The 25,424-nt window shown below is 38.1% G+C and carries 20 protein-coding genes and 1 riboswitch; of the genes, 6 read left to right on the plus strand and 14 right to left on the minus strand.

Annotated elements, in window-relative coordinates:
• Positions 1–645: 645 nt before the first annotated feature.
• From ACZ5L8_RS02665 to ACZ5L8_RS02725, 13 genes are all read right to left on the minus strand, one after another.
• Positions 646–1,323 (minus strand): hypothetical protein, encoded by a 678-nt coding sequence (locus tag ACZ5L8_RS02665; RefSeq protein WP_464439574.1) that lies wholly within the window; start codon positions 1,321–1,323, stop codon positions 646–648.
• Positions 1,324–2,460: an AAA family ATPase gene (locus ACZ5L8_RS02670; RefSeq protein ID WP_464439575.1), complete on the minus strand. Its 1,137-nt coding sequence runs from the start codon at positions 2,458–2,460 to the stop codon at positions 1,324–1,326. It lies immediately after the preceding gene.
• A 205-nt stretch (positions 2,461–2,665) separates the two neighbouring features.
• On the minus strand, positions 2,666–3,355 hold the full coding sequence (locus tag ACZ5L8_RS02675) for a CPBP family intramembrane glutamic endopeptidase (RefSeq protein ID WP_464439576.1): 690 nt from the start codon (positions 3,353–3,355) through the stop codon (positions 2,666–2,668).
• 57 nt (positions 3,356–3,412) lie between these two features.
• Positions 3,413–3,994: a hypothetical protein gene (locus tag ACZ5L8_RS02680; RefSeq protein WP_464439579.1), complete on the minus strand. Its 582-nt coding sequence runs from the start codon at positions 3,992–3,994 to the stop codon at positions 3,413–3,415.
• Positions 3,995–4,122: 128 nt separating this feature from the next.
• A protein-coding gene (locus tag ACZ5L8_RS02685; RefSeq protein ID WP_464438539.1) for an IS3 family transposase occupies positions 4,123–5,360 on the minus strand; the annotation gives its coding sequence in 2 pieces (ribosomal slippage) (positions 4,123–5,018 and positions 5,018–5,360; 1,239 coding nt in all).
• A gap of 103 nt (positions 5,361–5,463) precedes the next feature.
• Positions 5,464–6,759 carry a hypothetical protein gene (locus ACZ5L8_RS02690; protein ID WP_464439581.1) on the minus strand — a complete coding sequence of 432 codons (1,296 nt, stop codon included), beginning with the start codon at positions 6,757–6,759 and terminating at the stop codon, positions 5,464–5,466.
• A 284-nt stretch (positions 6,760–7,043) separates the two neighbouring features.
• Entirely contained in the window at positions 7,044–7,478 is a 435-nt protein-coding gene (locus ACZ5L8_RS02695; protein WP_464439583.1) for a hypothetical protein, read from the minus strand.
• A gap of 421 nt (positions 7,479–7,899) precedes the next feature.
• Positions 7,900–8,529, minus strand: coding sequence for an FEKKY domain-containing protein (locus ACZ5L8_RS02700; protein WP_464439584.1), 630 nt, complete (start codon positions 8,527–8,529; stop codon positions 7,900–7,902).
• 219 nt (positions 8,530–8,748) lie between these two features.
• Positions 8,749–9,123 carry a hypothetical protein gene (locus tag ACZ5L8_RS02705; RefSeq protein WP_464439586.1) on the minus strand — a complete coding sequence of 125 codons (375 nt, stop codon included), beginning with the start codon at positions 9,121–9,123 and terminating at the stop codon, positions 8,749–8,751.
• A 139-nt stretch (positions 9,124–9,262) separates the two neighbouring features.
• Positions 9,263–9,694 carry a hypothetical protein gene (locus tag ACZ5L8_RS02710; RefSeq protein WP_464439588.1) on the minus strand — a complete coding sequence of 144 codons (432 nt, stop codon included), beginning with the start codon at positions 9,692–9,694 and terminating at the stop codon, positions 9,263–9,265.
• Between the two features lie 149 nt (positions 9,695–9,843).
• A complete protein-coding gene (locus ACZ5L8_RS02715; protein WP_464439590.1) occupies positions 9,844–10,353 on the minus strand; it encodes a DUF4411 family protein in 510 nt (169 codons plus the stop codon).
• On the minus strand, positions 10,353–11,525 hold the full coding sequence (locus tag ACZ5L8_RS02720; protein ID WP_464439591.1) for an ImmA/IrrE family metallo-endopeptidase: 1,173 nt from the start codon (positions 11,523–11,525) through the stop codon (positions 10,353–10,355). Before ACZ5L8_RS02720 ends, ACZ5L8_RS02715 begins: the two co-directional genes overlap by 1 nt.
• A gap of 1,205 nt (positions 11,526–12,730) precedes the next feature.
• On the minus strand, positions 12,731–13,660 hold the full coding sequence (locus tag ACZ5L8_RS02725; RefSeq protein ID WP_464439592.1) for a hypothetical protein: 930 nt from the start codon (positions 13,658–13,660) through the stop codon (positions 12,731–12,733).
• 713 nt (positions 13,661–14,373) lie between these two features.
• Between ACZ5L8_RS02725 and ACZ5L8_RS02730 the strand changes: the two genes are divergently transcribed.
• The 5 genes from ACZ5L8_RS02730 to ACZ5L8_RS02750 all read left to right on the plus strand — a co-directional run bounded on the left by ACZ5L8_RS02730 (position 14,374) and on the right by ACZ5L8_RS02750 (position 23,931).
• Positions 14,374–15,942: a sulfatase family protein gene (locus ACZ5L8_RS02730; RefSeq protein ID WP_464439593.1), complete on the plus strand. Its 1,569-nt coding sequence runs from the start codon at positions 14,374–14,376 to the stop codon at positions 15,940–15,942.
• Between the two features lie 707 nt (positions 15,943–16,649).
• Complete coding sequence (locus ACZ5L8_RS02735) at positions 16,650–18,548, plus strand: glycoside hydrolase family 172 protein (RefSeq protein WP_464439594.1); 1,899 nt, start codon at positions 16,650–16,652, stop codon at positions 18,546–18,548.
• A 451-nt stretch (positions 18,549–18,999) separates the two neighbouring features.
• Positions 19,000–19,190: riboswitch (cobalamin riboswitch) on the plus strand.
• Between the two features lie 182 nt (positions 19,191–19,372).
• A complete protein-coding gene (metE, locus tag ACZ5L8_RS02740) occupies positions 19,373–21,679 on the plus strand; it encodes a 5-methyltetrahydropteroyltriglutamate--homocysteine S-methyltransferase (RefSeq protein ID WP_464439595.1) in 2,307 nt (768 codons plus the stop codon).
• Between the two features lie 266 nt (positions 21,680–21,945).
• On the plus strand, positions 21,946–23,319 hold the full coding sequence (locus tag ACZ5L8_RS02745; protein ID WP_464439596.1) for a sulfatase family protein: 1,374 nt from the start codon (positions 21,946–21,948) through the stop codon (positions 23,317–23,319).
• 99 nt (positions 23,320–23,418) lie between these two features.
• Positions 23,419–23,931, plus strand: a complete 513-nt coding sequence (locus tag ACZ5L8_RS02750; protein WP_464439598.1) for a YqjF family protein — start codon at positions 23,419–23,421, stop codon at positions 23,929–23,931.
• 240 nt (positions 23,932–24,171) lie between these two features.
• Here the strand turns inward: ACZ5L8_RS02750 and ACZ5L8_RS02755 are convergent, their stop codons facing one another.
• Positions 24,172–24,573, minus strand: a complete 402-nt coding sequence (locus ACZ5L8_RS02755; RefSeq protein ID WP_464439599.1) for a MotA/TolQ/ExbB proton channel family protein — start codon at positions 24,571–24,573, stop codon at positions 24,172–24,174.
• 83 nt (positions 24,574–24,656) lie between these two features.
• Here ACZ5L8_RS02755 and ACZ5L8_RS02760 point away from each other — a divergent pair, with 83 nt between their 5' ends.
• Positions 24,657–25,418 (plus strand): LytR/AlgR family response regulator transcription factor, encoded by a 762-nt coding sequence (locus tag ACZ5L8_RS02760; RefSeq protein ID WP_464439601.1) that lies wholly within the window; start codon positions 24,657–24,659, stop codon positions 25,416–25,418.
• The last annotated feature ends 6 nt before the right edge of the window (positions 25,419–25,424 follow it).

Consider the following 25,424-nt stretch of genomic DNA (forward strand, 5'->3'; position numbering starts at 1 on the left):
CGAAAAGTAGTCTCACTCATGCGTGTAAACCACCCCGCTCCGCCTATGGCGGACCACCCCTCCTTGAATAAGGAGGGGAGCTGTAAGCACTACATATTTTAGATTTACTATATAAGCTCCTTCCCTTGCTAAGGGAAAGCTTGTGCGCCCATGGCGTAGTGGCAGCGCATAGCGCTGGCGGAAGGGTTCCCCGCACTGTCGCTGATGTAATCTGGAAGCAAGAAAAGCTTCCCGCACTGTCGCTGATGGAATCTGGAGGCATATTTTATTAAAATTAGAAATAAAACTCCTTCCCTTATTAAGGGAAGGTGGCAGCGCATAGCGCTGACGGAAGGGTTCTCTCGCACTGTCGCTGACGGAATCTGGAGGCCAGAAAAGCTTCTCGCGCTGTCGCTGATGAAATCTGGAAGCCAGAAAAGCTTCCCGCGCTGTCGCTGACGGAATCTGGGAGTCAGAAAAGCTTCTCGCGCTGTCGCTGATGGAATCTGGAAGCTAGAAAAGCTTCTCGCACTGCCGCTGATGGAATCTGGAAGCTAGAAAAGCTTCTCGCGCTGTTGCTGATGGAATCTGGAAGCTAGAAAAGCTTCCCGCGCTGTCGCTGATAGAATATCACAGAAAATAATTAGGAGAAGTGTGTAAACACAGCTATACCTCAGCAATACTGTATAATAATGCATGTAATTGTCTGAAAGATTGAAGATGCTCTGTTTCTATGATTCTTTGCTCTAATTGCAAGAAATATGACTTATCCATAACTACGTTAGGCTTCGATTTTTTATAGGTGAGATTATGTTCTTTTAAAATCTCCCTAAAGTAGCTGTAATGAAAATGAGCCTTATTCCGATATAAATCTATTTTATCCATTAATTCTGGATCTTCATTCGTTACATCATAAAACTCCAAGAATTCTCTTAATTTTAATCCTTCGGGAACCTTTTTTACAATTTTTCGATTTCCTAAAAACCATGTTTCAATACATACATTTTGAATTACAAAATGTATCTCGCAATTGTCATTAAGTTTTTCCCCCGATTCTTTTATATAATTTTGAATTTCTTCCAATCTTGCATCAACCCCTATTTCTTCTCCATCTAAACAGATTATTAATTTATCATAAATAGGGTTTTCGTTTATGTTTTTAATAGCATTGACCGTATGATTATATATAGAGGGTATGCCACCACCTGTAAAAATATAATAAGAATTTTCAGTGGCGTCTTTTTCAAAATCCACCTGAGTATAGTTAGGAAGTATAATCTCAATCCATTTGGGATACAATAAGACTTCGATTTTTTCACCTTCCAAAATAAAATACAAATTCATTTATGAGATACCTTGTTTGTAAAATGGGTGATTTATTAAACTCATGAATCTATCATGATGAGATTTTCCCATATCAAATTCTTTGGCATCAAAAGTCTTAATTGTACCACCTTTTCTAGTTACAATTTTCCAATAATCAAATGGAATTTTATTTATAATGTAAGGATGATGACTTGTAGCTATAAATTGAATGTTATTGTCGTCATATATTAAGTCTTCTGTCAAAACATCTATACAGTTTAGACCAAGACTATTTTCAAATTCATCTATTAAAATAAGAGTTCCTTCATTCCATAGGTACATTTCGGCAATATGCAGAAGCGTTCTTAGCATTCCAGATGACATCCTATTATGAGGTATCCATTTCTGAACACCAATTTCTTTAATCTGAATTATAGTAGCTTCAAAAATAAAATTAGATAATTCATTATCCTTTATTGGTTCTACTTTGATATCTTCAACTTGCGGGAAAACATCTATAAATCGGGATTTAATTTCTTGGAATACGGGTTCGTCAAAGTCATAGACTAATCCAAGCTTATCAAATGTTTCTAAATCACTTTCTTTTATTTCTTGAAAAGTAGTGTACTTTTTCTTTAGCTTTTCAATACTAAATCTACTATATCTAACCCCTTCTTTTTGAGTGTGATCTCGGTAAATAATTAGCTTAAAACTATCGTGGAGATCAGCAATTAAATCTTCTTCTTTTAAAATATTTATAGCGCTTTCTGTTGAAATCAATTTCGGCATATCCTTATTATTGAAGATAAATTTTTCTTGATTTCTATCTACAATTTTTTTCTTATTTAAGAATAATTCTTCGAATATAAGCTTTGGCTTTATTGCATCTCTGTCAGTTGCGTCAAATAAGTCTGTTAACTCATCAGTCGATTTAAGGTTTTCAAATTCACCTTTCCATTGATAAATATTACCTTTTAAAGTTTCGAATTCAACTTCCCATTTTACACCATTTTCATTACTGCCAGTTGCAATCATTTTTAACGCGTGAATAGAACGTAATATTTGTGTTTTTCCAACACCCGAAACACCAACAAGAAGAGTAAGGTCAAAGAAGTTTATTTTTTCAAAACCCCATTCTTGGTGGGTATTAGTATATTTTATAGATTTTAGTTTCATTCTGAGCGATTCTTACTTAAAACAAATTTAATGTTTTAATTTCTTTCGAGCTTTACTTAAAATACCCAAAGGGATTTCTCGATTTTATTGAACGTAAAATATAGATATTATTTGTGGTGAGAGTTTTTAGAGAAATATGATAATATATATGCTATGAGCGTTCTTTTCGCGAAAGCGAGAAAAAGGGTATTGATCTATTGGTGTTCTACTGGGCGGTTTGTGATTTGATACCATACCGCACATAAAGGAGCACGATTATGGGAACGATCACTAAGCCGGTGATAAAATTAAAGAAGGAGGGCCAGCCGGTTAATGCTTCGCCAGTGGTGGGGCTAAGGATACTTTCGCCTAAAGGACCTTTTGAGAAGAGGGTGTTGTAGATCACATTCCACCCTAGATGAAGACCTAGCGGTAAGAAGATGGATCTGGTTTTTGCAAATGCCCAAGCCCATGCAAAGCCCATAAGCCCCGTGCCTAAAAACACAACGATCATCCCCAGCGACACACTGAACATGCCATATGAGAACCAGTGATAAACCCCAAAAGCAATAGCAGATATCGCAATGGCGGCTTTGCTGCCTAGTCTGTGTATGAGGATATAAAGCAATGCACCACGAAAGAGAAGCTCTTCAGTAAGTACAGATTTAAGATCCCACCAGATAGACTGTAAAACAGCTTGCGGTGTGATGGCTTCGTTAACCCTCCACGAGGCTTCTCTTAAAAATGCTTCTAAGATTTGGGTGAGTACACAAAGCACGGCGGTGATCAAAAATCCGATGCCAAACTGTTTGAGCCGTTTACCCACAGGCAATAATCCCAATGCTGTGATGTGCTTCTTTTCAATAAAGTACAACAGTAGCCAAGAGATCGCAAGGATTACGAGAATGCCTATCATGGGTGGTTAGTTTATTGCTGTACAAGTTAAACTAAATTATAGAAAGACACTGTGTAGTTAAGTGTTGCGGGGATGTGTGTTTGCTTTTCGCGAAAGCGTAACATCTATGTTAAACAGGATAAGGATAAAGGCGATAAGCGTGAGTGCATACCCGGTGATCAATCTGTGGGGTAGTGGGATGAGGTGCCATAAGACCAGCGAGGCGATGAGTAGGAGGAGGATGCCTGGTTTTTTGGTTTTAAAATGATTAAGGCTTAAGATGAGCAACCCTAGATTAAAAACTTTAGAACTTGGCCCGATGGTTACAAAAACCTTCCAGATGGCGGGTACTTGGGTAATGTGATTAGCAAAATCCTGTCGCATTGCATCAGTGGGGAAACTCCAGAATATAAAGTCTAGCACGCACATCCCGATGGTGCAAACAATGCCTATTAATGTGAGTGGGATGCCTATGTAGCTAAAGATCTTTTTTGGGAAAGAGAGTACTTGCGGGATCATAAGCACAACGCCTACTAATAAAAACCAGTGTGCAAAATCTACCGGCCGCTGACTGTAAACATATTCGTTGCCATTTGATAAAATGAGTTGCCCTGTGAGAATGAAACTAATGCCTAGAATAAATAAGATCCTGTATGCCATGCTGCGTTTTTAGGTAAACCCTTGATTGAGTATGCTTTAAAGATGCTTGCTTTTGTAAAGTGTTACAGTTTAGTGGTATAGATGCACAGATTGAGTCGTCCTAAAATAGGTTGACAGTTTTTAATAATTTAAATCAATCCCTTGAAGCTAGCTTCAAGGGATTTTTTGTTGTGTATAAAATTAGGTGTTTTGTAGTTAAGGCTTAGATGTGGTCTTTGATTATTATAAGTTTTAATAGACTGCTGAACTAGCAGGCTAAGTTCTTTGCTTGTATTGCATTTGTTTATCAAGAACTCTCCCTTCAATATCCCGTTAATTCGTTCTGCTAATGCATTTTGATAACAGTCATATCCATCTGTCATTGAAGGTATCGCATTTGATCGCTTCAATTGAGTTTGATACAACGAAGAACAATACTGCAAGCCTCTGTCAGAATGGTGTATTACCTCGCTTGATGTGGTTCTACTCTTATTAGCCATTTTCATTGCTTTAACTACATTTTCTGCACTCATGTCATCACTTAGATGATAGCCCATTATTTTTCTGCTAAAAGCGTCTGTCACCAAGGAAAGATAATGTGTCCTTTCTCTACTCTTGATGTAAGTAATATCGCTTACAAAGTATTGCTCTGGTCTTACGGGTGTAACATCTTTCATTAGGTTAGGGTGTTTTTTTAGCCAATGCCGAGAGTCTGTTGTCCTTGTGTAATTCTTTCTTGGTTTTATAAGCATTGATTCTGACCTGAGATAATCAAATAAGGCGTCCCTGCCTATTTTAACTCTCATCTTTTCAAACTCAACGTTGAGTAAATAATACAGTTTACGAGTACCTAGTCTTGGCATTTGCTGGCGCACCCTTAAAATCAGCGGTTTGATCAAGGCAAGTTCATCAGCTCTTGTCCTTTCTCGCATTTCTGCTTGATAGACAGCCTGTCTGCTTATCCCAAACAATCTGCAACAACGTGACAGGCTTAGTCGGTGTTCTTGCCGGATTCGTTGGATTGATTGGGCAAATACTTTTTTCGAATAGAAGTTCCGTATTGCTGATCTGAGATATCGATCATCGTGTTGAGAATCTTATTCTTAAGCTTCTCATCTGACAGCTCTTTTTCAAGCCTCTTGATCTTTTGAGCAGGTGTTTCTTTCATTGTATTACAGCTAAGTCTTGTCTTTGGTTTACTCCAGTCTAAGGTACCGTGTTTGCGCAACCAAACCAAAACAGTACTCCTTCCTTGAATACCGTACGCTTTTTGGGCTTGCTTATAAGTCATTTCGCCCTTTTCTACCTGAGATACAACCGCTAATTTAAAGCCTAAATTGTAATCACGCTGAGTCCGTTTCTGCTCAGCTCCTTCTGAGTCTTTCATAAATAAGTCGAATTTGTGTCAACTTATTTCAGGACGGGACAGATCATTAAATAAAAAAAGCCACCTCAATAAGGCGGCTTTGTATGCTATAAATGATGTGTTTTTATAAGGCCTCTACATCACGATACTCAAGTTGAATAACTGTGGACTCGGCATCGTTTATCTTTTTAAGCGCATCTGCATATTCTGCATTGTTATGAAGCACGATACCTTGCTGATGTTCCTTAAGAGTAGAGAACAACTTCACCTCAAACCAAACTTTATCTAAGGTTTGCTGATCTTCACTGGTAAACTCGTTTGTGCCGTTTGTAATATCGTTAAGCTTTTTTCTGGCAAGTGTTTTTATGGTTTGTTGAGCGCCTAGATCTGTGGGCATATTTCTGATCGCACCGATTACAAAAAAGAGCTTGCCGTGACCTATTTTATGTAAATACTCATTGCCATATTTCTGCTTATACAATGCAGGGTCGGCGTCATAAACCGTTCTAAGAGAATCGCGTATTTCCCAAGAATCTTGCATTTGATAATAACCATCTACCTTTTTACTTCCGGCCACAAGTACTTCGTCCTCCGTTACAGGATATTGCTCAATAACCGACTGGTACAGGTCTGTACTCACCGCAAATTCATACGCAAAGGTAGATGTAGGGATGTACGACTTGTCAAACAAACGATAGGGATACATCAGATAACCTAAAATAGGATCTACGTTACGCTCCCAACTTGTACCAAAAAATGATGCTTGATTAAGATTATAAAACGAAGTTTTAACCGCATCAAAAGGATTACCTAACAGCGCATGCGTATAGTTATTGATACCAGCACCCAGTTTTTCCATAAAAGGATAGGTTTCATCAAGAATCGTCTCTCCGTTTTTCACAATGGTTACCTGTCGTGTTTCTGTAGCTGCATTGTAGTGCGTTGTGCTTTTATGATCGCCAGTTGCTGCAACAAACTCAGCCATAGAGATCGCTCCATCAGCATAGGTGTATGTGGTTGTGCCTTCTTCTGTTGTAATGATCTTTTCTTTAGGTTGCCCGTTTTCATAACGGGTTTCAAGCCATAGGTCGCCGTTGTCGTTGTAATATTTGGACCATTGCGGTTTGTTGTCTTCGCTGCGGCTTACCTCCATCATGAGATGATAAGCAGGATAAGAATTGTAGATCTTAGCTTCTTTTATAAAACCATTTTCATAATAACTAAAACTCTTAGTGACGTTACCATCGCCTAGATGATAAGATGCGTTTTTGATCCATCCGTTAGCATAAGTGCTTTCTAGATCAAATCCTGCGGTAGTGTCTATAGAAAAATCGGTTTGTGGGATGTCTTCGTCCTTTTCGCATGAAGCGAAAAAAAGTGCCGTACAAAGAATAATGCTGAGGTGTAAATGTTTAAGCATACAATTGGTTTTGTAGTTTTTTGAATCTAAAAAGCAGGTTGAAAATACCGTGCCACAAAATCCAGTCGGCGAAAATAAGAGATATGGCTTGGACAGCAAAGCCGGGGTTAAATAGCAGAAAATAATTAATTGTCTTAAAAGCTATTTTGCAAAAGGTCAACTAGATAGTTATAGCGTGGATGGTGTATGGATGAAGTATGGATAGTGTATGAGGAGTGTATGAATTCGACATAAAAAAACCACCGGCGGGCGGTGGTTTACATTTTACTATTTTTTAGCTCTTTTTAATCTAAATTGATCTCTATAATATTATCACACTCACCGTCATTGCAAACTGTGCTGCCATCTATAGCAATGCTATTTATCATTATACCACTGCAGCATTCACCCTCAATAAAAGTAGAAGAAAGTTGAATATTAAAGACTTTATTATCTATGTTAACCGTAAGCGGATCGTCTTGGGATAGCGCTACAATAACACTATTCTCAATAGTATTTATACTTTGTGTTACGCGCTGGTTATTTTGTGTTATAGAAAACTCGGTATCAGGATCGTTCTCAAGAACGTTGTCCCCATTTTTCAAAAATGCCATAGTTATAGAATCTCCGCCCATGCAGTCTACAAGGCTACAATCAACAGCGTTTTCATCTGCGCTTTCGTCATTATTAGAACAAGAAAGGAATAGCAATATCATAACTGGTAACAAATACTTTTTCATAATTATTGGAATTAAGGTTGCAATTTTTTTGCTATCTCATAAGGGGAGAATTAAGATAACTTTTTGAGTTAAATATAGAATATAATTTTAAATGACACTTACTATTTATTTGACTTTCTATAAGATATCCCTTTTAGATACTCTTTAGTATCAAGCATCTGTATCATTTTACTCATATCTTCACGACCTTCTGATTCATAAGAATACTGTGATTGCCATTGCTGTGTTTGGCTAAACAGTTTTTCTCTTTATAAACTCTTCAGTGATCAGTTTTTCTAGTTCATCACTATTGTTCTTGATCTAATCTCTTTTACCTTTTGGCTGCAGCCAAAAAATAAAAGGGATAAAAGCTTCTAGAATGATTCTCAAAGTATATTTAACTTTTATTCTTGATAACGGTGAAGCGGTGTTATGAAGAATTTTATTTCACACCGAATGGTTTTACAGGAAGATCATTTGCCCATGTATTTCCTTCAAACTTTTCTTTCAAATACTGAACTATGTATTTATTATGCTCTACAGCTTTTTTATACGCCAGCGGATCGATAAGACAATTTTTAAACACGATACCAATGCCATATTTTTCTTGAAAATTATGAGCATTAATAGGTTCTGGATTTAAACTGTGAATTACGAAATTCATTCCGTATTCCTCTGATTTTTTGATCTCGAAGTTCTTGGGTAATAATTCTGATCTTTCTTCTAAATACTTTAAGCGTTTGCTTGAATAATTAAATTCTTTCCCTTTTTCTTGTAATCTTATAGTTATCACATTCTCCTTAGCAGTGATCTTTGCTGGATAATAGGTGTAGCTATCAAAACCCTCTGAATAAAAACTAAATTGATATTTTCCTTTTTCTGGGAGTGTGATTTCAAAATCATTTTCTGAATTGACTTCAATGCTTTTATTTAAATCTGCTACAAAGAATCTTCCAGAAATTAGGTTTTGATCTGTTTTGTTCTCAAAAACGACCTTTGCAATGATTTCATTTGTTTTGGCTTGCATAGATATGCTTGCAACTAAAAATAATAGAAGTATTAGTCTTTTCATATTCTGATCTATTTATTTAAATACGATTACAATATCAGATAGTTACAATTTCCGCTTATATTTTTCCGTACAACGGTCTTGACTATGTTTTTGATAAACGAAACGTCCACCAGTCTTGATAATAATCACTATTTCGTAAGACCTAAAGATAGTAAAGCTGCCCAAATAAACTGTGAGAATTACTGCAGCAGTGAACTATAATGGTTTTGCAACAGTATTTTATTCTCTCTCATTCACTTTTTTTCTGATATTCCGAATACTCGGATAAAGAAGTATAGTTTGGAGTAAAATCACAAATAGAATTATGATAATTGTTAAATTCCAAACATCTTCTATTTTGATTTTTTCATAAAATGACAAATAAGCTAAAGCAATTGGAAAAAAAAGGAAAGCACGAAAATTTGGAATCGGTATTATTTTTAGATTTTTCTCCGTTTTAAAGATGAAGTTTGGGGCGTAATAATCCGTATAGTTTCCAGGTAAATATTTTACCAAGTATTTAAATTCCGATTTGTATTTTATGGTTATTGAAGTTCCGTTTTTTAATAAAACTTTCTTTTTCGTTCCCAATTCTGTGCGAGCAAAGTGCTTCAAGAATTTATGTTTATCTATATGAGTCATTAAAATTAGCGCCGGCGGTCTTATAACCCTCAGTTAAGTATTAAAAGTTAATGATTTTCGTTTAAGTACTAGAATAGGGCTTTTCATAGGACACGGTGTTGGCAGTAGTTTTTTATTCCAACATAAATTTTTCCATTACAAGATTCGAGTCTAATTTTTTCTCTGCAATTTTCAGTCCGCATTTGTTGTAAAAAATAGCTTTGCCGTAATCAGGGTTATTGGTTAATTGGTATTCAATTATTTTATTATTCTCAATTTTTAGTCGGTTAAAAGACTTAATTTCCCAAACGTCTCCATGTCCAATTGATTTGGTAATTCTCTCCAGCACAATATTTGAGTCCGCGTCCAAGATTCTGTCAATAGTTTTTACCTTTTTAAGTCGAGTTTTAAAGAATAGTATTCGTTTAGGTTTTTCTTGAATTTCTGTTTTCAGATAGACTTTAGATTCCAAGCTGTCATAGTTAGAATCCAATTCATCATTATTTTGTGCGAATCCGTAAAATCCACAAATAAGAAGGGTTAATATATTTAGTTTGAGGTTCATTTAAATCAATACCAACGGTCTTGTATAAAAATAAGTTGCGGATTGTTTGAAAACTAAGATGGCTAAAATTACCAACCCCTTATGATTGTGCGGATGTGTCCTAACGACACAAAGCCGTAATTGTTGTTATAGTTTGTTAGCCACTTGCTTTATTCCGATTTACAAGTGAATTTTATGTTTAAATCTTTTATAAATTCAAAATCGTCAATCCACTTAACATTCATATTATCGCAAACGTGAGGGATTTTAATTTTGGTTTGTTTCTTAAAATAGTCTTTCGTTTCCTTTGTTACGACAATTGCATTTTCTTTAATAGCGTGGGCAATTACCCAAGGGTCAGCTTTTGAGTGAATTCCGTTACTTGAAACTAAATATTTATGACTTTGATTAGATGCATATATTTCTTTCAGACAGTGGGTTACTTCTCCGTCAATTTTTCTAATCGGAATATTACTGTTTTTTAACCATTCAAATAAATTGTCCTCACCTTTCTCTATTTCTTCATAAACCAATTCGGGAATAAAAATCACGCCTTTTTTACCCAAATCGTTTAAAACCTCCCAATAAGAAGGACAAATTTCTGGGGAATAATATTTTTGCCAAGCTTGAATAAGAATATTGGCATCAATACAGTAAACTACTTTTTCATTTTCGAACATCAGGCTAGCAGTTTTTCAAATTTTTGGAATTTATTAATCTGCGTGTCAAGGAGATTACTTGCAATTGATGGTGACAACGAACCGTTATTAAAAGAATCCATTACAATTCTTGTGAATAGTTTGCTGTTTTTATTTAAGCGTAGAAGGTAAGCATCTGGACCACCTTTTCTTTCTCTTTGTTTTTCCTTTTTTATCTTTTCTCTTTCCAAAAATTTCTCAAATTCATCTTGAGCGTCTTGTTTTAGAATTTTATATTTTGAATGGGAAATTAAATTTAAGTTTAAAGCGCGAACTAATAGCGCAAAAGAACTTATGCCTAGTTCTTTTGCTTGTTTGAAAATTAAATCGTTTGAACCGAATGTATCTGCTCCCAATTGGCTAATTAATTCCGTCGGCATTAGTGCATTGGCTGCAACTTGGTTACAAAACAATTCTACTGGATGAAATTTTGACTTAGGTTTATCCGTAAAATCAATATCAATTTCATTAGAGATACCCGATTTAGCTATCCAAATATGTGCTAATTCGTGGACTAATGTAAAGAGTTGTGGTGCATTCCAATTTTTTGAATTAATAAATACAAAAGGTGCGTATTTGTCAGCAATCGCAAAACCTTGAATTAAGTCTCTATCTAGTACTAAATGAGAATGCAAATAGCTGGCACGAGATATAAATATTCCTGCAATTTCTGTTTTATCAATCCATTCGTTTATTGGTGTTTTTCGATAATTACTTGGACTAATTTTTAAGGTGTCTAATATATCTCTAGCAACAATTTCTGGATTATCATTGATAGAATATTTGCCAACGAAAGGAAGTTTGTCTTCGCCAATTTCTTCGTATAATTCACTTATCCAATTCTGTTTTTCTTGAACATCACGAATTATAAATAATGATGCTGTATCTAATTTCTGCGCTTCATCTCTTCGATAATCTTGTAATGGTTGAAAATCTTTTGGTATTTCTGGTAAAAAGAAAAGTGAAAATGGTCTTCTAAAACTTTTTGCCAAGATTTGAGCTTGTCGAATTGTTGGAAAATCATTTCCAAACTCCCAAGTCAGATATCTATCAGGCGATACAGAAACCTTTTTGGCAGCATTTTCCACAGAGATATTAGCAGATTCTCTTGCCCACTTTAAAATCTCGGATGTTATAAATGCTTTATCAGCCATTAGTTTTTCTACAAAGGTAAAATTTTAATTTAGAACGTTATTTTTTCAGCTTGTGGCTAACTTGTAATATCCCAACTAAAATAATTATTTATCCCTTCTAATTCTCAGATATCTTCAGTTTTTAATTGGAGTTTGTGTGCTTAAAGGTATTGATTTACTGTATGCTAACCTGTTTTTTCTCAGTTTTCTTCTCCCTAATCCCTCCTCATAATCTCCTGTTTTCTTCGGTTGTTTTACGAGAATGCTCCAAGTTTCCTTCGAGTATCCTTCGGTAAACCCCAGTAAATACGGGCAATTCTCGAAGGATTCTAGAAGAAATGTCGAAGTAAACCCTAACAAGGTATTTCCAAAACGCTAGTAAACATCGAGTTAAGTTCTTTTAAATGTAAATTTAAGTTGTTGGCACTCAGTAGGTTGTTTTAGAGTGGGTTTTAAACGTCTGAAAAGGTTTTTGGTGACAACCATAAAAATGTAAGTGGCTGTTTGTTAGCACAACCTTGAGGTGTATGAGTTGGGTGTTGGATGTTAGAAATTAGATGTTAGAAATTAGATGTTAGTATTGAGTACTGAGTATTGAGTACTGAGTATTGAGTACAAAGAGGTGTTATCTTGACTCCGCTCGATAACCGGGAAAATAGAAAGTAGAAAAACGAAATTAGAAATTTGATTAGTACAGAGTACAAAGTACAAAGTACAAAGAGACCTAAGTCTTAAGTTAATCTTTCTTTTTGATTCTTAGTTTACCGGCCTTTTTTTATTCCGTAGTAATTGTAGGAGACTTTTAGCGTTGGGCAGAGGAGCGATGGACTAGTGAAACGGTTTCTATCGTGAATGATAAAAAGTTTCCGTCACAATTCAAGGAATAAAAAACAAGCCTAGATTTTTTTGTTTCTTTTTTCATCAATGGAAAAAAGAAGAAAGTTTAAAAAGAATAGATTATTTGAATATTTATAACAACATGTTATTTCGGCTCCGCTCAATAACCGGGAAAGTGGAAGGTGGAAAAGTTAGTATTAAGTAAAGAGTACAAAGTACAAAGAGCACTAAGTTTTACGTCGTTCGTCGTTCAAACTTTCTTCCCGCTTCCCGCACCCCTTCTCAATTTCTACTTTCGTATTTCATTATTCATCGCTCGTCGCTCGTCGCTATGTTCTTAGAGCGTATTAATTGTAAAGTGGTTTTATCTCGACTTTGCTCGATACGCTTTATTCTTTAAGCCATTGTATGGCGTTTTGGGACATCTTTTTATAGTCGTGTCCTACGTTTTTTATGGTATCTATTTGCCAGTTAAAGGGCCACTTTTTTTGATGGGTGAGATCTTGGTTTGCTTGATAATAGTTGGATCCACGTGCTAATCTATGGTCTCCTTGTTCCATAGCTAAGGCTGTTGTTCTAAAAGTGCCTAAGCGAGGATCATTATCTAATTCGCCTAAAAGGATGATCAATCTTTTTTTATAGGCTTGCTGTAAATCTGCAGAGGTGTTTTTGATGCCATACGGATATTCAAGGTTGCTGTCTGGGAAACTATAGAATCCAGAATTTGCAGCGATAGCGGTTCTTATTCTCGCATCGGGCTTTAACATGACCATTCTATGTACAAATTGTCCGCCAGCGGAATGCCCAAAAATATCGTACTGCTCGTTGGTGATATTATTTACAGTCTTGATGTGATCAAATATGTTTTCAATAACGGTATATGCGTGTTCACTTTCTGGGTTTTTAGTTCCAAAGAAGGTAAAGAGGTTGCCTTCCTGATAATCGTTAGTTGTATATTTTGAGAACTTATTCTCAAATTCTGGAGCTATGATCAGCAGGTTATTTTCGTTAGATAAATCAACCCATGCGTTTAAATAGTCATCTGCATTGCGCCCACCGCCATGCATTACAAAAACGATGTTGTCTTGGTCTTGCCAATGTTCAGGTTTATAGGTCCAGACCTTAATAGATTTCCTCTCACTATCCTTATAGGCGTACATCACAAAAGAGTCCACTCCCTCTTTAATCGTACTTGTCGCTGTAATCTCAGGTCCTTTAGGCAATACGTAGAGATAAACGTATCCCAAAACAGCGAGAAGTAAGACGATGGATACTGTATATACTGTTGCCTTTTTTAATATTCTCAATGTTCTGCTCATCTAGGGTGTTTTTAGTGGGGCTCAAAACTAAACTTCCTATGGTACGTGGCCTAATTTTTATTTGATAGGTGTTAGTTTAGAGTATTAAGTACAGAGTACAAAGTACAAAGAGTCATAAGTCTAAAGTCTTAAGTCAATCTTTCTTTTTGGTTCTTGGTTTACCGGCCTTTTTTTATTCCGTAGTAATTGTAGGAGACTTTTAGCGTTGGGCAGAGGAGCGATGGACTAGTGCAACGGTTTCCATCGTGAATGATAAAAAGTTTCCGTCACAATTCAAGGAATAAAAAACAAGCCTAGATTTTTTTGTTTCTTTTTTCATCAATGGAAAAAAGAAGAAAGCTTAATAAGAATAGGTTATTTGAATATTTATAACAACGTGTTATTTCGACTCCGCTCAATAACCGATAAAGTGGAAAGTTGAAAAGTTAGTATTAAGTATATAGTACAAAGTACAAAGTATAAAGACTAGATTAGTCCTAAGTCTTACGTCGTCCGTCGCTCTTCTCTCAAACTTCCTTCTAGCTTCCCACTTCCAGCATCCTTCTCAATTTACACTTTCGTATTTCATTATTCGTCGCTCGTCGCTCGTCCTTCGTCCCTCGTCGTTCTAACTTTCTTCCCGCTTCCCACTTCCCGCACCCTTCTCAATTTCTACTTTCACATTTCACCATTCTAACTACTTATCTTGTAACTTCGTTTAAAACATCTACCCAATGCAATCCAGATATCTTATTGTATTCCTTTTCGCCCTGAGCGCACTTTGTATGAGTGCATGCAAGGACAACCCAAAAGAACAAAAAGCAACAGAGCCTGTGACAGAGGAGACCAAGCCTAACATCATCTTTATCTATGCTGATGATTTAGGGTATGGTGATTTGAGTTCGTATGGCGCCACCGAAATACAAACGCCGAACATCGATAGTCTGGTAAACGGCGGCGTGAAGTTCGTTAACGGTTATGCCACTTCGGCGACGTGTTCGCCCAGCCGCTATGCGCTGTTGACGGGCGAGTATCCATGGCGTAATGATGATGCTAAGATATTGCCTGGCACCGCGCCCTTGCTCATTGATACCGCACAGGCTACCGTGCCCAAAATGCTTAAAAAGGCAGGCTATGCCACTGGGGTCGTGGGTAAATGGCACCTGGGGCTGGGCAATGGTAATGTAGATTTTAATAAAGAGATCAGTCCGGGGCCCAATCAGGTGGGGTTTGATTACAGTTATATCATGGCGGCGACGCAAGACCGCGTGCCCACGGTGTATATCAAGGATGGCAGGGTAGAGAACCTGGACCCTAACGACCCCATACAGATAAGTTATACTGAGAATTTTGAGGGTGAGCCTACCGGCAAAAACAACCCCGAACTGTTGAAGCTTACCTACCACCACGGGCATAATAACAGTATTGTAAATGGCATACCGCGTATAGGATTTATGAAAGGTGGCGAGAGCGCCAAATGGAAGGATGAGACCATGGCCAAAAACTTTCTCACCCATGCGCAAGACTATGTAAAAGCACATAAAAACGAACCGTTCTTCTTGTATTACGCCTTACAACAACCCCACGTACCGCGCACCCCATCACCTGAATTTGTGGGCAAAAGCGGAATGGGAGCCAGGGGAGACGTAATCCTAGAGGCAGATTGGGCTGTGGGGCAGCTTATTAGTACGCTTAAAGCGGAAGGGCTGCTGGAGAACACCCTCATTGTTTTTTCAAGCGACAACGGCCCGGTGCTTAACGATGGCTACAATGATGAAGCAGTAGAAAAACTAGGAAACCATACACCTTGGGGACCCTTGCGCGGCGGAAAGTACAGTCTGTTTGAAGCGGGTACGCGTGTGCCGTTTGCCGTGTATTGGGAAGGAAAGATACAGCCTAGGGAGAGCGATGCGCTTATTTCGCAGATGGATTTGTTTGCTTCCATCAGTGCTTTGGTGGGACAAGAAGAAGCAGGCGCTGACAGTAAGAACATGCTAGGCCTTATCATGGGCAAGACCGATGACGGTAGGGCAGAACTTATACTAGAAGCAAGTGGCCGCACGGCATTGCGCAAAGGCGATTGGGTAATGATTCCACCGTATCAAGGTCCTGCAGTGGAAAAACAGGTAAATATCGAGTTGGGCAACAGCGATGAGTTCCTTTTGTATAATCTTAAAGAAGATGAGGGACAGCAAAATAATTTGGCGCAAGCCAACACAGAAAAACTACAGGAAATGATAGAGGCTTTTAAAACCATCCGCGGCGGCCTGAACAGCGACGTGGAGCAGCTTGAGTTGAAATAAGATGTTAGATGTTAGTACTGAGTACAAAGTATTAAGTACAAAGTACAAAGTGGTTTATTTCGGCTCTGGGTGAAAACTGGGAAAGTAGAAAGTAGGAAAAAGAAATTAGAAATTGGATTAGTACAAAGTTTAATCTGTAACAAAGTGATATTTCGGTTCTGCTCGATAAACGGAAAATAGAAAGTAGAAAAACGAAATTGGATTAGTACAGAGTATTAAGTACAGAGTACAGAGTACAAAGGACAAAGAGGTGTTATTTCGGCTCCGCTCAATGAACTTAATTAGTCTTAAGTCAATTTTTCTTTTTGGTTCTTAGTTTACCGGCCTTTTTTTATTCCGTAGTAATTGTAGGAGACTTTTAGCGTTGGGCAGAGGAGCGATGGACTAGTGCAACGGTTTCCATCGTGAATGATAAAAAGTTTCCGTCACAATTCAAGGAATAAAAAACAAGCCTAGATTTTTTTGTTTCTTTTTTCATCAATGGAAAAAAGAAGAAAGTTTAAAAAGAAAAGATTATTTATAACAACATGTTATTTCGACTCCGCTCAATAACCAGTAGATGTTAGTACAGAGTATTAAGTATAGAGTACAAAGTATAGGTTATTGCTAAGTCTTACCAATCAGGCTGTTTGCAATAGGTAAAAAGCATAAAACAAAGCTTAGGGTAAATTAACTACCTTTAGATAATTATGAATAATCTATCGGTTTTGAGAACAATTATTTTATTCGCCATTTTACTCACAGGGGGTACGGCGCTGTTTGCTCAGAGTAAGAGTATCAATATTAGTACAGAGCTAGAGAAGCTAAGTACATTTGATAAGCTTCCGCAATATGTGGATGATACTAAGTTACTGCAGGTGTCATCCTATGACACAACGGGTGGTAATAATGACGGTTTTAGTGGTAAATACTCCTTTATACGAAAAACTGAAGATAGTAGTCTGGTGATCTTTGAAGCAAAGGGAAAGGGTGTGATCAATAGGATCTGGACACCAACACCCACTACAGATACGCTTGATTTTTATTTTGGCGAAAGCCAGAAACCTCAATACTCAATTCGTTTTTTAGATCTGTTTAGCGGTAAAGTATTTCCATTTGAAGCTCCGCTTTGCGGTAATGAGGTAGGCGGATATTATTCATATTTTCCTATACCATTTAACAATGGATGTAAGATCATTCTTAGAGGTAAGAAGCTAGAGTTTTATCAAATACAACATACTATTTATCCTGATGATCAGGAGGTTGAAAACTTTAATGTTTCAGATGTTAATACTATTAAAGATCAACTTAAGACATTAGTAGAAACTTGGGATAAGCCACTGATAATTAAAGCAGATAAAAAGATTCATGTAGAAAAGGTTTTGGCTCCAGGCCAAAGTATAACACTTGCAGATTTTTATGAGGGTGGTAGGATCATGGGATTTCAATTATCTCACGCTGATCTTTATGAAGGTTTACAAAAGCAGGTAGATATTAAAATCACTTATGATGACGAAACTACGGCAGCCATATATATGCCAATTGCAGATTTTTATGGGTATGCCTTTGGCAAGACCTCTATGCAAAGTGTACTTATGGGGACTAAGGATAACGTGAATTACTTTAAATACCCGATGCCTTATGATAATAAAGCGCGTGTAGAATTGATCTATAGAAAACTAGGGGCAGGAGAAAAGAATATTCCTATAGTTGCCGATATATATTGGTCTGCAGATAAACGCAAAAGTAAAAAAGAGGGTAAGCTTTATGCATATTGGAATAAGAATAGTAATCCCGCTCTGGGAGAGCCACATGTGTTATTAGAAGGGAATGGAAGAGGACATTATGTGGGTACAATATTACAAGCACAGGGGCTTAATCCCGGGATGACTCTTTTTTTTGAAGGAGATGATGTCACTATCATAGATGGTGAAATGCGTGTGCATGGTACAGGTAGTGAAGATTACTTTAATGGTGGTTGGTATGCATTATTAGATAGATGGGATAGAGGCATCAGTTTACCACTCTATGGAGCGCTTGATTATTCTTTACCCTATGCAAGAACAGGTGGATATCGACTTTTTATAGCTGATAAGATGCCGTTCACAAATGACATACAACATACTATTGAGCATGGCCCTGAAGATAATAACATGCCTGTAGACTATACTTCTGTGGCGCTGTATTATGCAAATAAGAATATAGTATCAACACAAACTCAGCCTACTAATAAGATGAGTGTTGTGCATATACCAGAGACATATATGTTATATCCACAGTTGATGAAGTATAGCTTTGCTGGTAATGTGCTTGTAGATCACACTACATTTACTTCAAGAGATGGGCAGATGCGTATAGAGCTTAGCGAAATACCTAATGGGATGTACAAACTTTATGCAGACATTGGTAAAAGCCCTAGAGGAACTAAAGTAGAACTTTGGCAACGTCAAAAGCAGGTGGGCGATGTGGTGGACTTTTATTCAGATACCACAGTAGATGAGCAGAAACTATACCTCTGTGATCTGGAAATAAATAACTTTAGCCAGACACTCACTATACGCTTTATGCCTGGTGAAGAGCGCAAAAATCAAATACGTATTAACAGACTGATTTTGGATAAACAGTAGGCACTGAGATCAGTGAAAAGGGTTTTATTTCGGCTCTGGGCGATAGCCAGTAGAGTTGTTTGTTGATAGAAAAGTAGAAAAACGAAATTAGAAATTGGATTAGTACAGAGTATTAAGTATAGAGTACAAAGTTTAATTTGTAACAAAGTGTTATTTCGGCTCCGCTCAATAACCAGTAGTGTTGCTAGTTGTTAGTGCAGAGTATTAAGTACAAAGATTGGATTAGTCCTAAGTCATACATCCATCGTATTTCATCCCTCTTCTTTCAAGCATTCTAATTTCTACTTTCGTATTTCATTATTCGTCCCTCAAGCTTTCTAATTTCTACTTTCGTATTTCTAATTTCTCACTACTTTGTACTCACTACTTAATACTTAAAACGCAACTAGCGATAAAAAAGAAAGCATACCAAAAAGACAATGCCTACATTTACCGCTTAGTTCTTTACATATTTTCATCTATCGGAAAGGGTTACACATAACGTGCATTAATAGGGAATCTGGTGCAAATCCAGAGCTGTCGCGCAACTGTAAGTAACATGATTAGATTTTATCCTTGCGTACCACTGTAGGCCACAAGCCTATGGGAAGGTCGATAAAGTCTGTTATAAGTCAGGAGACCTGCCTTTTTCCGCTATGGCTTTGCTTTCGCGGTCTGAAGCAAAAAGTCAGGTTTGGTGCAGTTTTATTAAGTACGGCATAAGGATAGTTATGTCTGTACACTACAACCCTGCGCTACATCTTCTTTTTACATATCGCGTTTGCATGGCAGAGAATCATGCCAGGAACTTTTAACTAATTGTATCATTTTAAAGTTAAAAGAAAATGCAAACACACATTCTGGGCTATCCGCGTATAGGTAGCCAGAGAGAATTGAAACGCGCCTGCGAAAACTACTGGGCAGGTAAGATTTCATTTGATGAACTTTGGAAAACGGGGCATGACATCCGTGTGGCCAATTGGAAACTGCAGCAGCAAGCCGGTATTGACCTGATTCCGTCTAACGATTTCTCGTATTACGACCAGGTGCTTGATATGTCGCTTACCGTAAACGCCATCCCATCACGTTATCATGAGGTTATCCTTAAGCAAGGCAATACAGAGAACGACCTCTATTTTGCCATGGCGCGTGGGTATCAACAAGACGGTCTGGACATCAAAGCGATGGAAATGACCAAGTGGTTTGATACCAATTATCACTACATCGTACCTGAATTCAGTAAAGACCAGCAGTTCTCGTTGTTCTCTACCAAGGTGATAGAAGAATTTAAGGAGGCCAAAAAAAAAGGCATACTCACAAAACCCGTATTGCTGGGCCCGGTAACCTATCTTTTGCTGGGTAAGGAGAAGGAGAGCGGTTTTCACCGTATCGAGCTGCTTAAAAAACTTTTACCCGTTTATCACGAAATACTGGAGCAGCTAACCGCAGAAGGGGCAGAGTGGATTCAGTTTGACGAGCCGTTCCTTGCGCTTAACCTATCGCCGCAGGAGCAGGAGGCCTATCATCTCGCTTACGCGGAAATAAAACAAAAACACCCAAAACTTAAAACCTTGGTCGCTACCTATTTTGAAGGATTGCGTGATAACACCGCATTGGCAACGGCATTGCCGGTTTGTGCATTGCATGTGGATTTGGTTCGTAGCCCAGAGCAGTTTGATACTGTACTTAACGCTGTGCCAGAACGCTTGTCACTATCTCTGGGATTAGTAGACGGTCGCAACATCTGGAAGAACGATTTCGAGAAATCGTTACAAACTATTGAAAGAGCCATTGACAAGTTGGGCGCAGACCGAGTGATGCTAGCACCTTCTTGTTCGCTACTGCATACGCCGTGTGACCTGGGTAGCGAGACATCGCTGAATGCGGAGATAAAACAATGGTTGGCTTTCGCCAAACAGAAAGTGGACGAGATAGCCAGGTTAAGAACATTGGTTGTTAATCCGCAGGATAATGGGGCACAGCAAAAACTAGTAGCCAATACACAAGCCATTGCCAGTAGAAAAAGCGCTGCATTGATTCATGACACGGCTGTAAAAGAACGCGTAGCAAACATCACCGAAGCTGATGATAAACGACAGAGCACCTTTGAACACAGACAAGCATTGCAACATGCAAATCTGAATCTCCCAGAATATCCCACGACTACGATAGGTTCCTTTCCACAAACCGCTGAGGTGCGCAGATGGCGTTCACAGTTTAAAAAAGGTAATTTAACCGCAGAGGAGTATGATGCCTTGCTTAAAGAAGAAACCCGTAAAGCGATACGCTGGCAAGAAGAAATAGGTCTGGATGTATTGGTGCATGGCGAGTTTGAACGCAATGATATGGTAGAATACTTCGGCGAACAGCTGAAGGGTTTTGTGTTCACCAAATTCGGGTGGGTGCAGAGTTACGGTAGCCGTTGTGTGAAACCACCTATCATTTATGGCGATGTATCACGGCCGCAAGCAATGACCGTAAGCTGGACGCAATATGCACAGAACCTTACCTACATACCGGTAAAAGGGATGTTGACAGGGCCGGTAACAATACTGCAATGGTCTTTTGTAAGGGATGATCAACCTCGTATGGAAACCTGCACGCAGATAGCGCTAGCCATCAGGGATGAGGTTGTAGACCTAGAGCAAGCCGGGATCAAGGTCATCCAGATAGATGAGCCGGCAATACGTGAAGGATTGCCCTTGCGTCAAGAAGACTGGCAAAACTATTTGCAATGGGCGGTGCGCGCCTTTAGGATCTCGGCAAGTGGCGTTAACGATGCCACACAGATCCATACCCATATGTGCTATTCTGAGTTTAACGACATCATACAGCATATCGCAGCTATGGATGCCGATGTGATCACCATAGAATGCTCACGCTCGCAAATGGAGTTGCTTGACGCTTTCGCGGAATTTAATTATCCCAATGAGATAGGTCCTGGGGTGTATGATATTCATTCCCCACGGGTGCCGTCTATGGTGGAAATGGTAGAACTTTTGGCGAAAGCCAAAAAGGTAATATCACCATCCCAACTATGGGTAAACCCAGATTGCGGACTCAAGACCCGCCACTGGGAAGAGACACGCCTGGCGCTGATAGCCATGGTGAACGCAGCGCGTGAGATGCGCGCGGTAGAAGCAACCGTTTAACTATAATCGTGGGACCCTTCAAGAAATTGAGGGGTTTCTTTTTAGTGTACAAACTTATGTTTTGTAAACTTTTGATTTTCTGCATTAAAGATTATATTTTTTTTTTTGAGGGTGTTCAATTTTACCATGATTGGCTACAGGATTTACAATGAATTCCGCAGAGTAGGGATATATTGCATTTCTATTTTAAATCGCATCTCATGAATTCTTACCGACTGTCCGGCCTGTTTTTGTTTTTAAGTTTTGTGTTGTTGGGGAACACCCTAATGGCTCAAAAAGCAAAGGATAAACAACCTAACATTATCCTTATCATGACAGATGATCAAGGATGGTTTGATGTGGGGTTTAATGGGAATAATGTTGTTAAGACTCCGCATCTGGATGCAATGGCTGGTAGGGGAGTGATCTTTGACAGGTTCTATTCGGCATCTGCGGTTTGTTCGCCTACGCGCGCCAGTTTTATAACAGGACGAAATCCGTTGCGCACAGATGTGCCTTATGCAAATAGCGGTCACTTGCGTCAAGGAGAGATCACCATACCAGAGCTTTTAAAGAAAGAAGGATATGCTACTGGGCATTTTGGTAAATGGCATTTGGGTACTTTAACCACTACAGAGCCAGATGCAAATAGAGGAGGTAAAGCAAAATTTATAGATGAGTACACCATCCCGTCAGAACATGGGTATGATGAGTTCTTTTGCACCGAATCTAAAGTGCCTACATACGATCCCATGGTAAATCCGGTGAATTTTAAAGAAGATGAGAGTAAGCATTTTGGGTGGCGTGCTGTAGAAGGAAAGTCAGCTGTGCAGAGCTACGGCACCGCATATTGGACGGGAGAAAACATCAAAGCTGTAGATAATCTAGAAGGCGATAACTCTAGAGTTATCATGGATAGAGTATTGCCTTTTATAGAAAAAGCAACGAAGCAAGAGCGATCATTCTTTACAACAGTTTGGTTGCACACGCCGCATTTACCTGTGGTAACAGATAAAGAGCATCGCGATATGTATAAAGACCTAAGTCTAGAAGAGCAATTGTATTATGGTTCAATTACCGCAATGGATGAGCAAATAGGTAGACTTTGGGAAACCCTAAAAAAGCTTGACATCACAGAAGAGACCATTATCTTTTTCTGTAGTGACAATGGTCCCGAAATCAAAACTCCTGGAAGTGCGGGTATTTATAAAGGCAAAAAGAGAAGTCTGCATGAAGGTGGCGTTCGTGTGCCTGCATTTGCGATCTGGCCTGGCACTTGGGAAGCAGGTAAACGCACAGCTTTCCCAATGGTTACGAGCGATTATCTGCCTACACTGATTGATATTCTAGATATCGATTATCCAGACGATCGTCCTTTAGATGGAATAAGCTTGCTGGATGCTATCAACGGCAAAGCAGAAAAGCGCAATGAAGCCATCGGTTTTATCTGTAATCCCAAGATTTCATGGGTAACTAATCAATACAAATTGATCCGGGATATGAAGGGGCAGAACTTCGAACTATATGATCTTCTTAATGATCCTTCAGAAGAAAATAATATCCTTACCAAAGAACCAGCATTAGCAAGTAAAATGAAAGCCGAGCTTGCCAACTGGCTAACCTCTGTAAACCAAAGTAGAGAAGGGAAGGATTATAAATAGATTAGTTTTTTGGCTGCAGCCAAAAGATTTTATATTTCCTTGATCGTTCTTTTATAGCTTCTTTAAAAAGGCTTATTTTTATAGTAATACGTTCTAATTATGAGTTTTCTTAAAGCCGAATGGCGCAAACTAGCTTTGGCTAATTATGTAATAGATGAAGCCGTCCTGCACAAGTACGTACCACATGGAACAGAATTAGATTTATGGGAAGGAAAATGCTATGTGAGCCTAGTTGGATTTATGTTTAAAAACACTCGTTTACTAGGAGTAAAAGTGCCGTATCATGTAAATTTTGAGGAGGTTAATTTACGGTTTTATGTAAGACGTTTAGAAAACGGCGTGTGGAAACGTGGAGTTGTTTTTATCAAAGAAATAGTTCCTAAATGGGCAATAACATTTGTTGCGAACTCCGTCTATAAAGAGAATTATGAAACCATGCCTATGCGTCATATTTGGGAAGAAAATGATGCTTCGCGTACTGTAGAATATTACTGGACCAAAAATGGAAAAGAAAATTCCTTTTGTTTAGAAGCAGAGCTACAAGCACAGCAAATAGAAAAAGACAGTGAGACCGAATTTATAACAGAGCACTATTGGGCTATGCAGCTGTAAACGAAACGAAAACAAATGAGTATGAGGTTACTCATCCTAGCTGGCTTGCATACCCAATAAAAGAGTATAAGATCAATACCGATTTTGGACTGATATACGGTGAGCAGTTTTCATTTTTAAACACAATGCAACCACACTCTGTGATGCTAGCAGAGGGATCTACAATTACCGTTGAGACAAAAAAGACAATAAACTAACTGTACTATTTCTTTTGGCTACAGCCAAAAAACAAAAAATACATTAAGTCTTATCTGTAGAAAGTACGGTATTTGATCGAACCTTTTGCTTTAAAACGAACCAAAAGAAAAGCGATAGCAAAAAGATAAGCGATCCATATACAGTGGTGATCGCTGATATTTTAAAGCCTTCTTGCATGATACTGGGAGATGCCTCTACCTCACCGATCTTTACTGCTTTAAAAGCAGAGAAAAGCCCTATGAGTTGACCTAGCACTCCAATGACAAGAGCCAGCAAACCCACAGATCGTATACGTTTGATTTTCTTTGTTGCTTCGTTGAAGTCGGTTAATTTGTTTGAGTAAACAGCGATTGCATTAATGATCGTGAGAATGATCACAAGTAGCAATAATACTGTAAGTGCACCCATAAAAATAACGCCGCCTCTAAAAAACATTTCGATCATTTGCTTTGCTTTATATCAAGAAAGTACCTTTATGGTTTGTTTATTAGATTCAAATATAAGCGAGATCTTAGTGAATAAGCACAATGAGTAAACGATTACTGCTACATACGAGCTATTGGGTATTGATATTGCTCTTTCTTACGATCGTTTTTGGCTTTAGTTGGCAAAGTCATCTGCTGGCTTTTTTCTTTGCTATTTTACTGCTTCCTGTTGTAATGGTAAGTAGTTACTTCTTTAATCTGTTTCTTGTTCCTAGATATTTATTGACTAAAGATTATAAGCGTTTTGCATTGTATTTCTTGTATATGATCGTGCTGTCGCTTTATCTGGAAATGCTGGTCGCTTTATTCTCTTTTGTGATCATCGCAGAAACAAATACAGCACTCGTGGATCTTGAGGGGATCTCGATCTTTAAACTAGGTATGACCCTGTATCTTATTGTTTTTATCACAGGGTTTATCAATATGATCATCCATCTTCAGCAGACAGAGAAACATGTAGAAACCTTAAGATCTGATCTCGAGCGAAACGAACAACAAACACTTCTCATACGCGCTGATCGTAAAAATCATTTGATCCCTTTAGATACGCTGATCTATATTGAAAGTCTTAATGATCAGGTAAAGGTTTTTATGGAAAATGACGAACTACTAACACGAGAGAAAATCACTAGTCTGGCAGAGAAACTTCCAGATCAATTTATACGCATACATCGTTCATTTCTGGTGAATGCAGATAAGGTGATTTCGTATACTTCTACAACTGTTGAAATCAACGACACAACGCTGCCTATAAGTCGCACATATAAGCAAAAAGCCCTCGACCTTCTGGATTCGGGTAAATAATAACAA

Source organism: Leeuwenhoekiella obamensis, assembly GCF_055391795.1.

Bases quoted from the DNA above. Each gene is read 5' to 3' on its own strand.
- ACZ5L8_RS02710 (WP_464439588.1), bottom strand. From the start codon at position 9,694: ATGAACCTCAAACTAAATATATTAACCCTTCTTATTTGTGGATTTTAC.
- ACZ5L8_RS02675 (WP_464439576.1), bottom strand. From the start codon at position 3,355: ATGATAGGCATTCTCGTAATCCTTGCGATCTCTTGGCTACTGTTGTAC.
- ACZ5L8_RS02750 (WP_464439598.1), top strand. From the start codon at position 23,419: ATGAGTTTTCTTAAAGCCGAATGGCGCAAACTAGCTTTGGCTAATTAT.
- ACZ5L8_RS02680 (WP_464439579.1), bottom strand. From the start codon at position 3,994: ATGGCATACAGGATCTTATTTATTCTAGGCATTAGTTTCATTCTCACA.
- ACZ5L8_RS02730 (WP_464439593.1), top strand. From the start codon at position 14,374: ATGCAATCCAGATATCTTATTGTATTCCTTTTCGCCCTGAGCGCACTT.
- ACZ5L8_RS02715 (WP_464439590.1), bottom strand. From the start codon at position 10,353: ATGTTCGAAAATGAAAAAGTAGTTTACTGTATTGATGCCAATATTCTT.
- metE (WP_464439595.1), top strand. From the start codon at position 19,373: ATGCAAACACACATTCTGGGCTATCCGCGTATAGGTAGCCAGAGAGAA.
- ACZ5L8_RS02725 (WP_464439592.1), bottom strand. From the start codon at position 13,660: ATGAGCAGAACATTGAGAATATTAAAAAAGGCAACAGTATATACAGTA.
- ACZ5L8_RS02665 (WP_464439574.1), bottom strand. From the start codon at position 1,323: ATGAATTTGTATTTTATTTTGGAAGGTGAAAAAATCGAAGTCTTATTG.
- ACZ5L8_RS02720 (WP_464439591.1), bottom strand. From the start codon at position 11,525: ATGGCTGATAAAGCATTTATAACATCCGAGATTTTAAAGTGGGCAAGA.
- ACZ5L8_RS02760 (WP_464439601.1), top strand. From the start codon at position 24,657: ATGAGTAAACGATTACTGCTACATACGAGCTATTGGGTATTGATATTG.
- ACZ5L8_RS02700 (WP_464439584.1), bottom strand. From the start codon at position 8,529: ATGAAAAGACTAATACTTCTATTATTTTTAGTTGCAAGCATATCTATG.
- ACZ5L8_RS02745 (WP_464439596.1), top strand. From the start codon at position 21,946: ATGGCTCAAAAAGCAAAGGATAAACAACCTAACATTATCCTTATCATG.
- ACZ5L8_RS02690 (WP_464439581.1), bottom strand. From the start codon at position 6,759: ATGCTTAAACATTTACACCTCAGCATTATTCTTTGTACGGCACTTTTT.
- ACZ5L8_RS02670 (WP_464439575.1), bottom strand. From the start codon at position 2,460: ATGAAACTAAAATCTATAAAATATACTAATACCCACCAAGAATGGGGT.
- ACZ5L8_RS02755 (WP_464439599.1), bottom strand. From the start codon at position 24,573: ATGATCGAAATGTTTTTTAGAGGCGGCGTTATTTTTATGGGTGCACTT.
- ACZ5L8_RS02695 (WP_464439583.1), bottom strand. From the start codon at position 7,478: ATGAAAAAGTATTTGTTACCAGTTATGATATTGCTATTCCTTTCTTGT.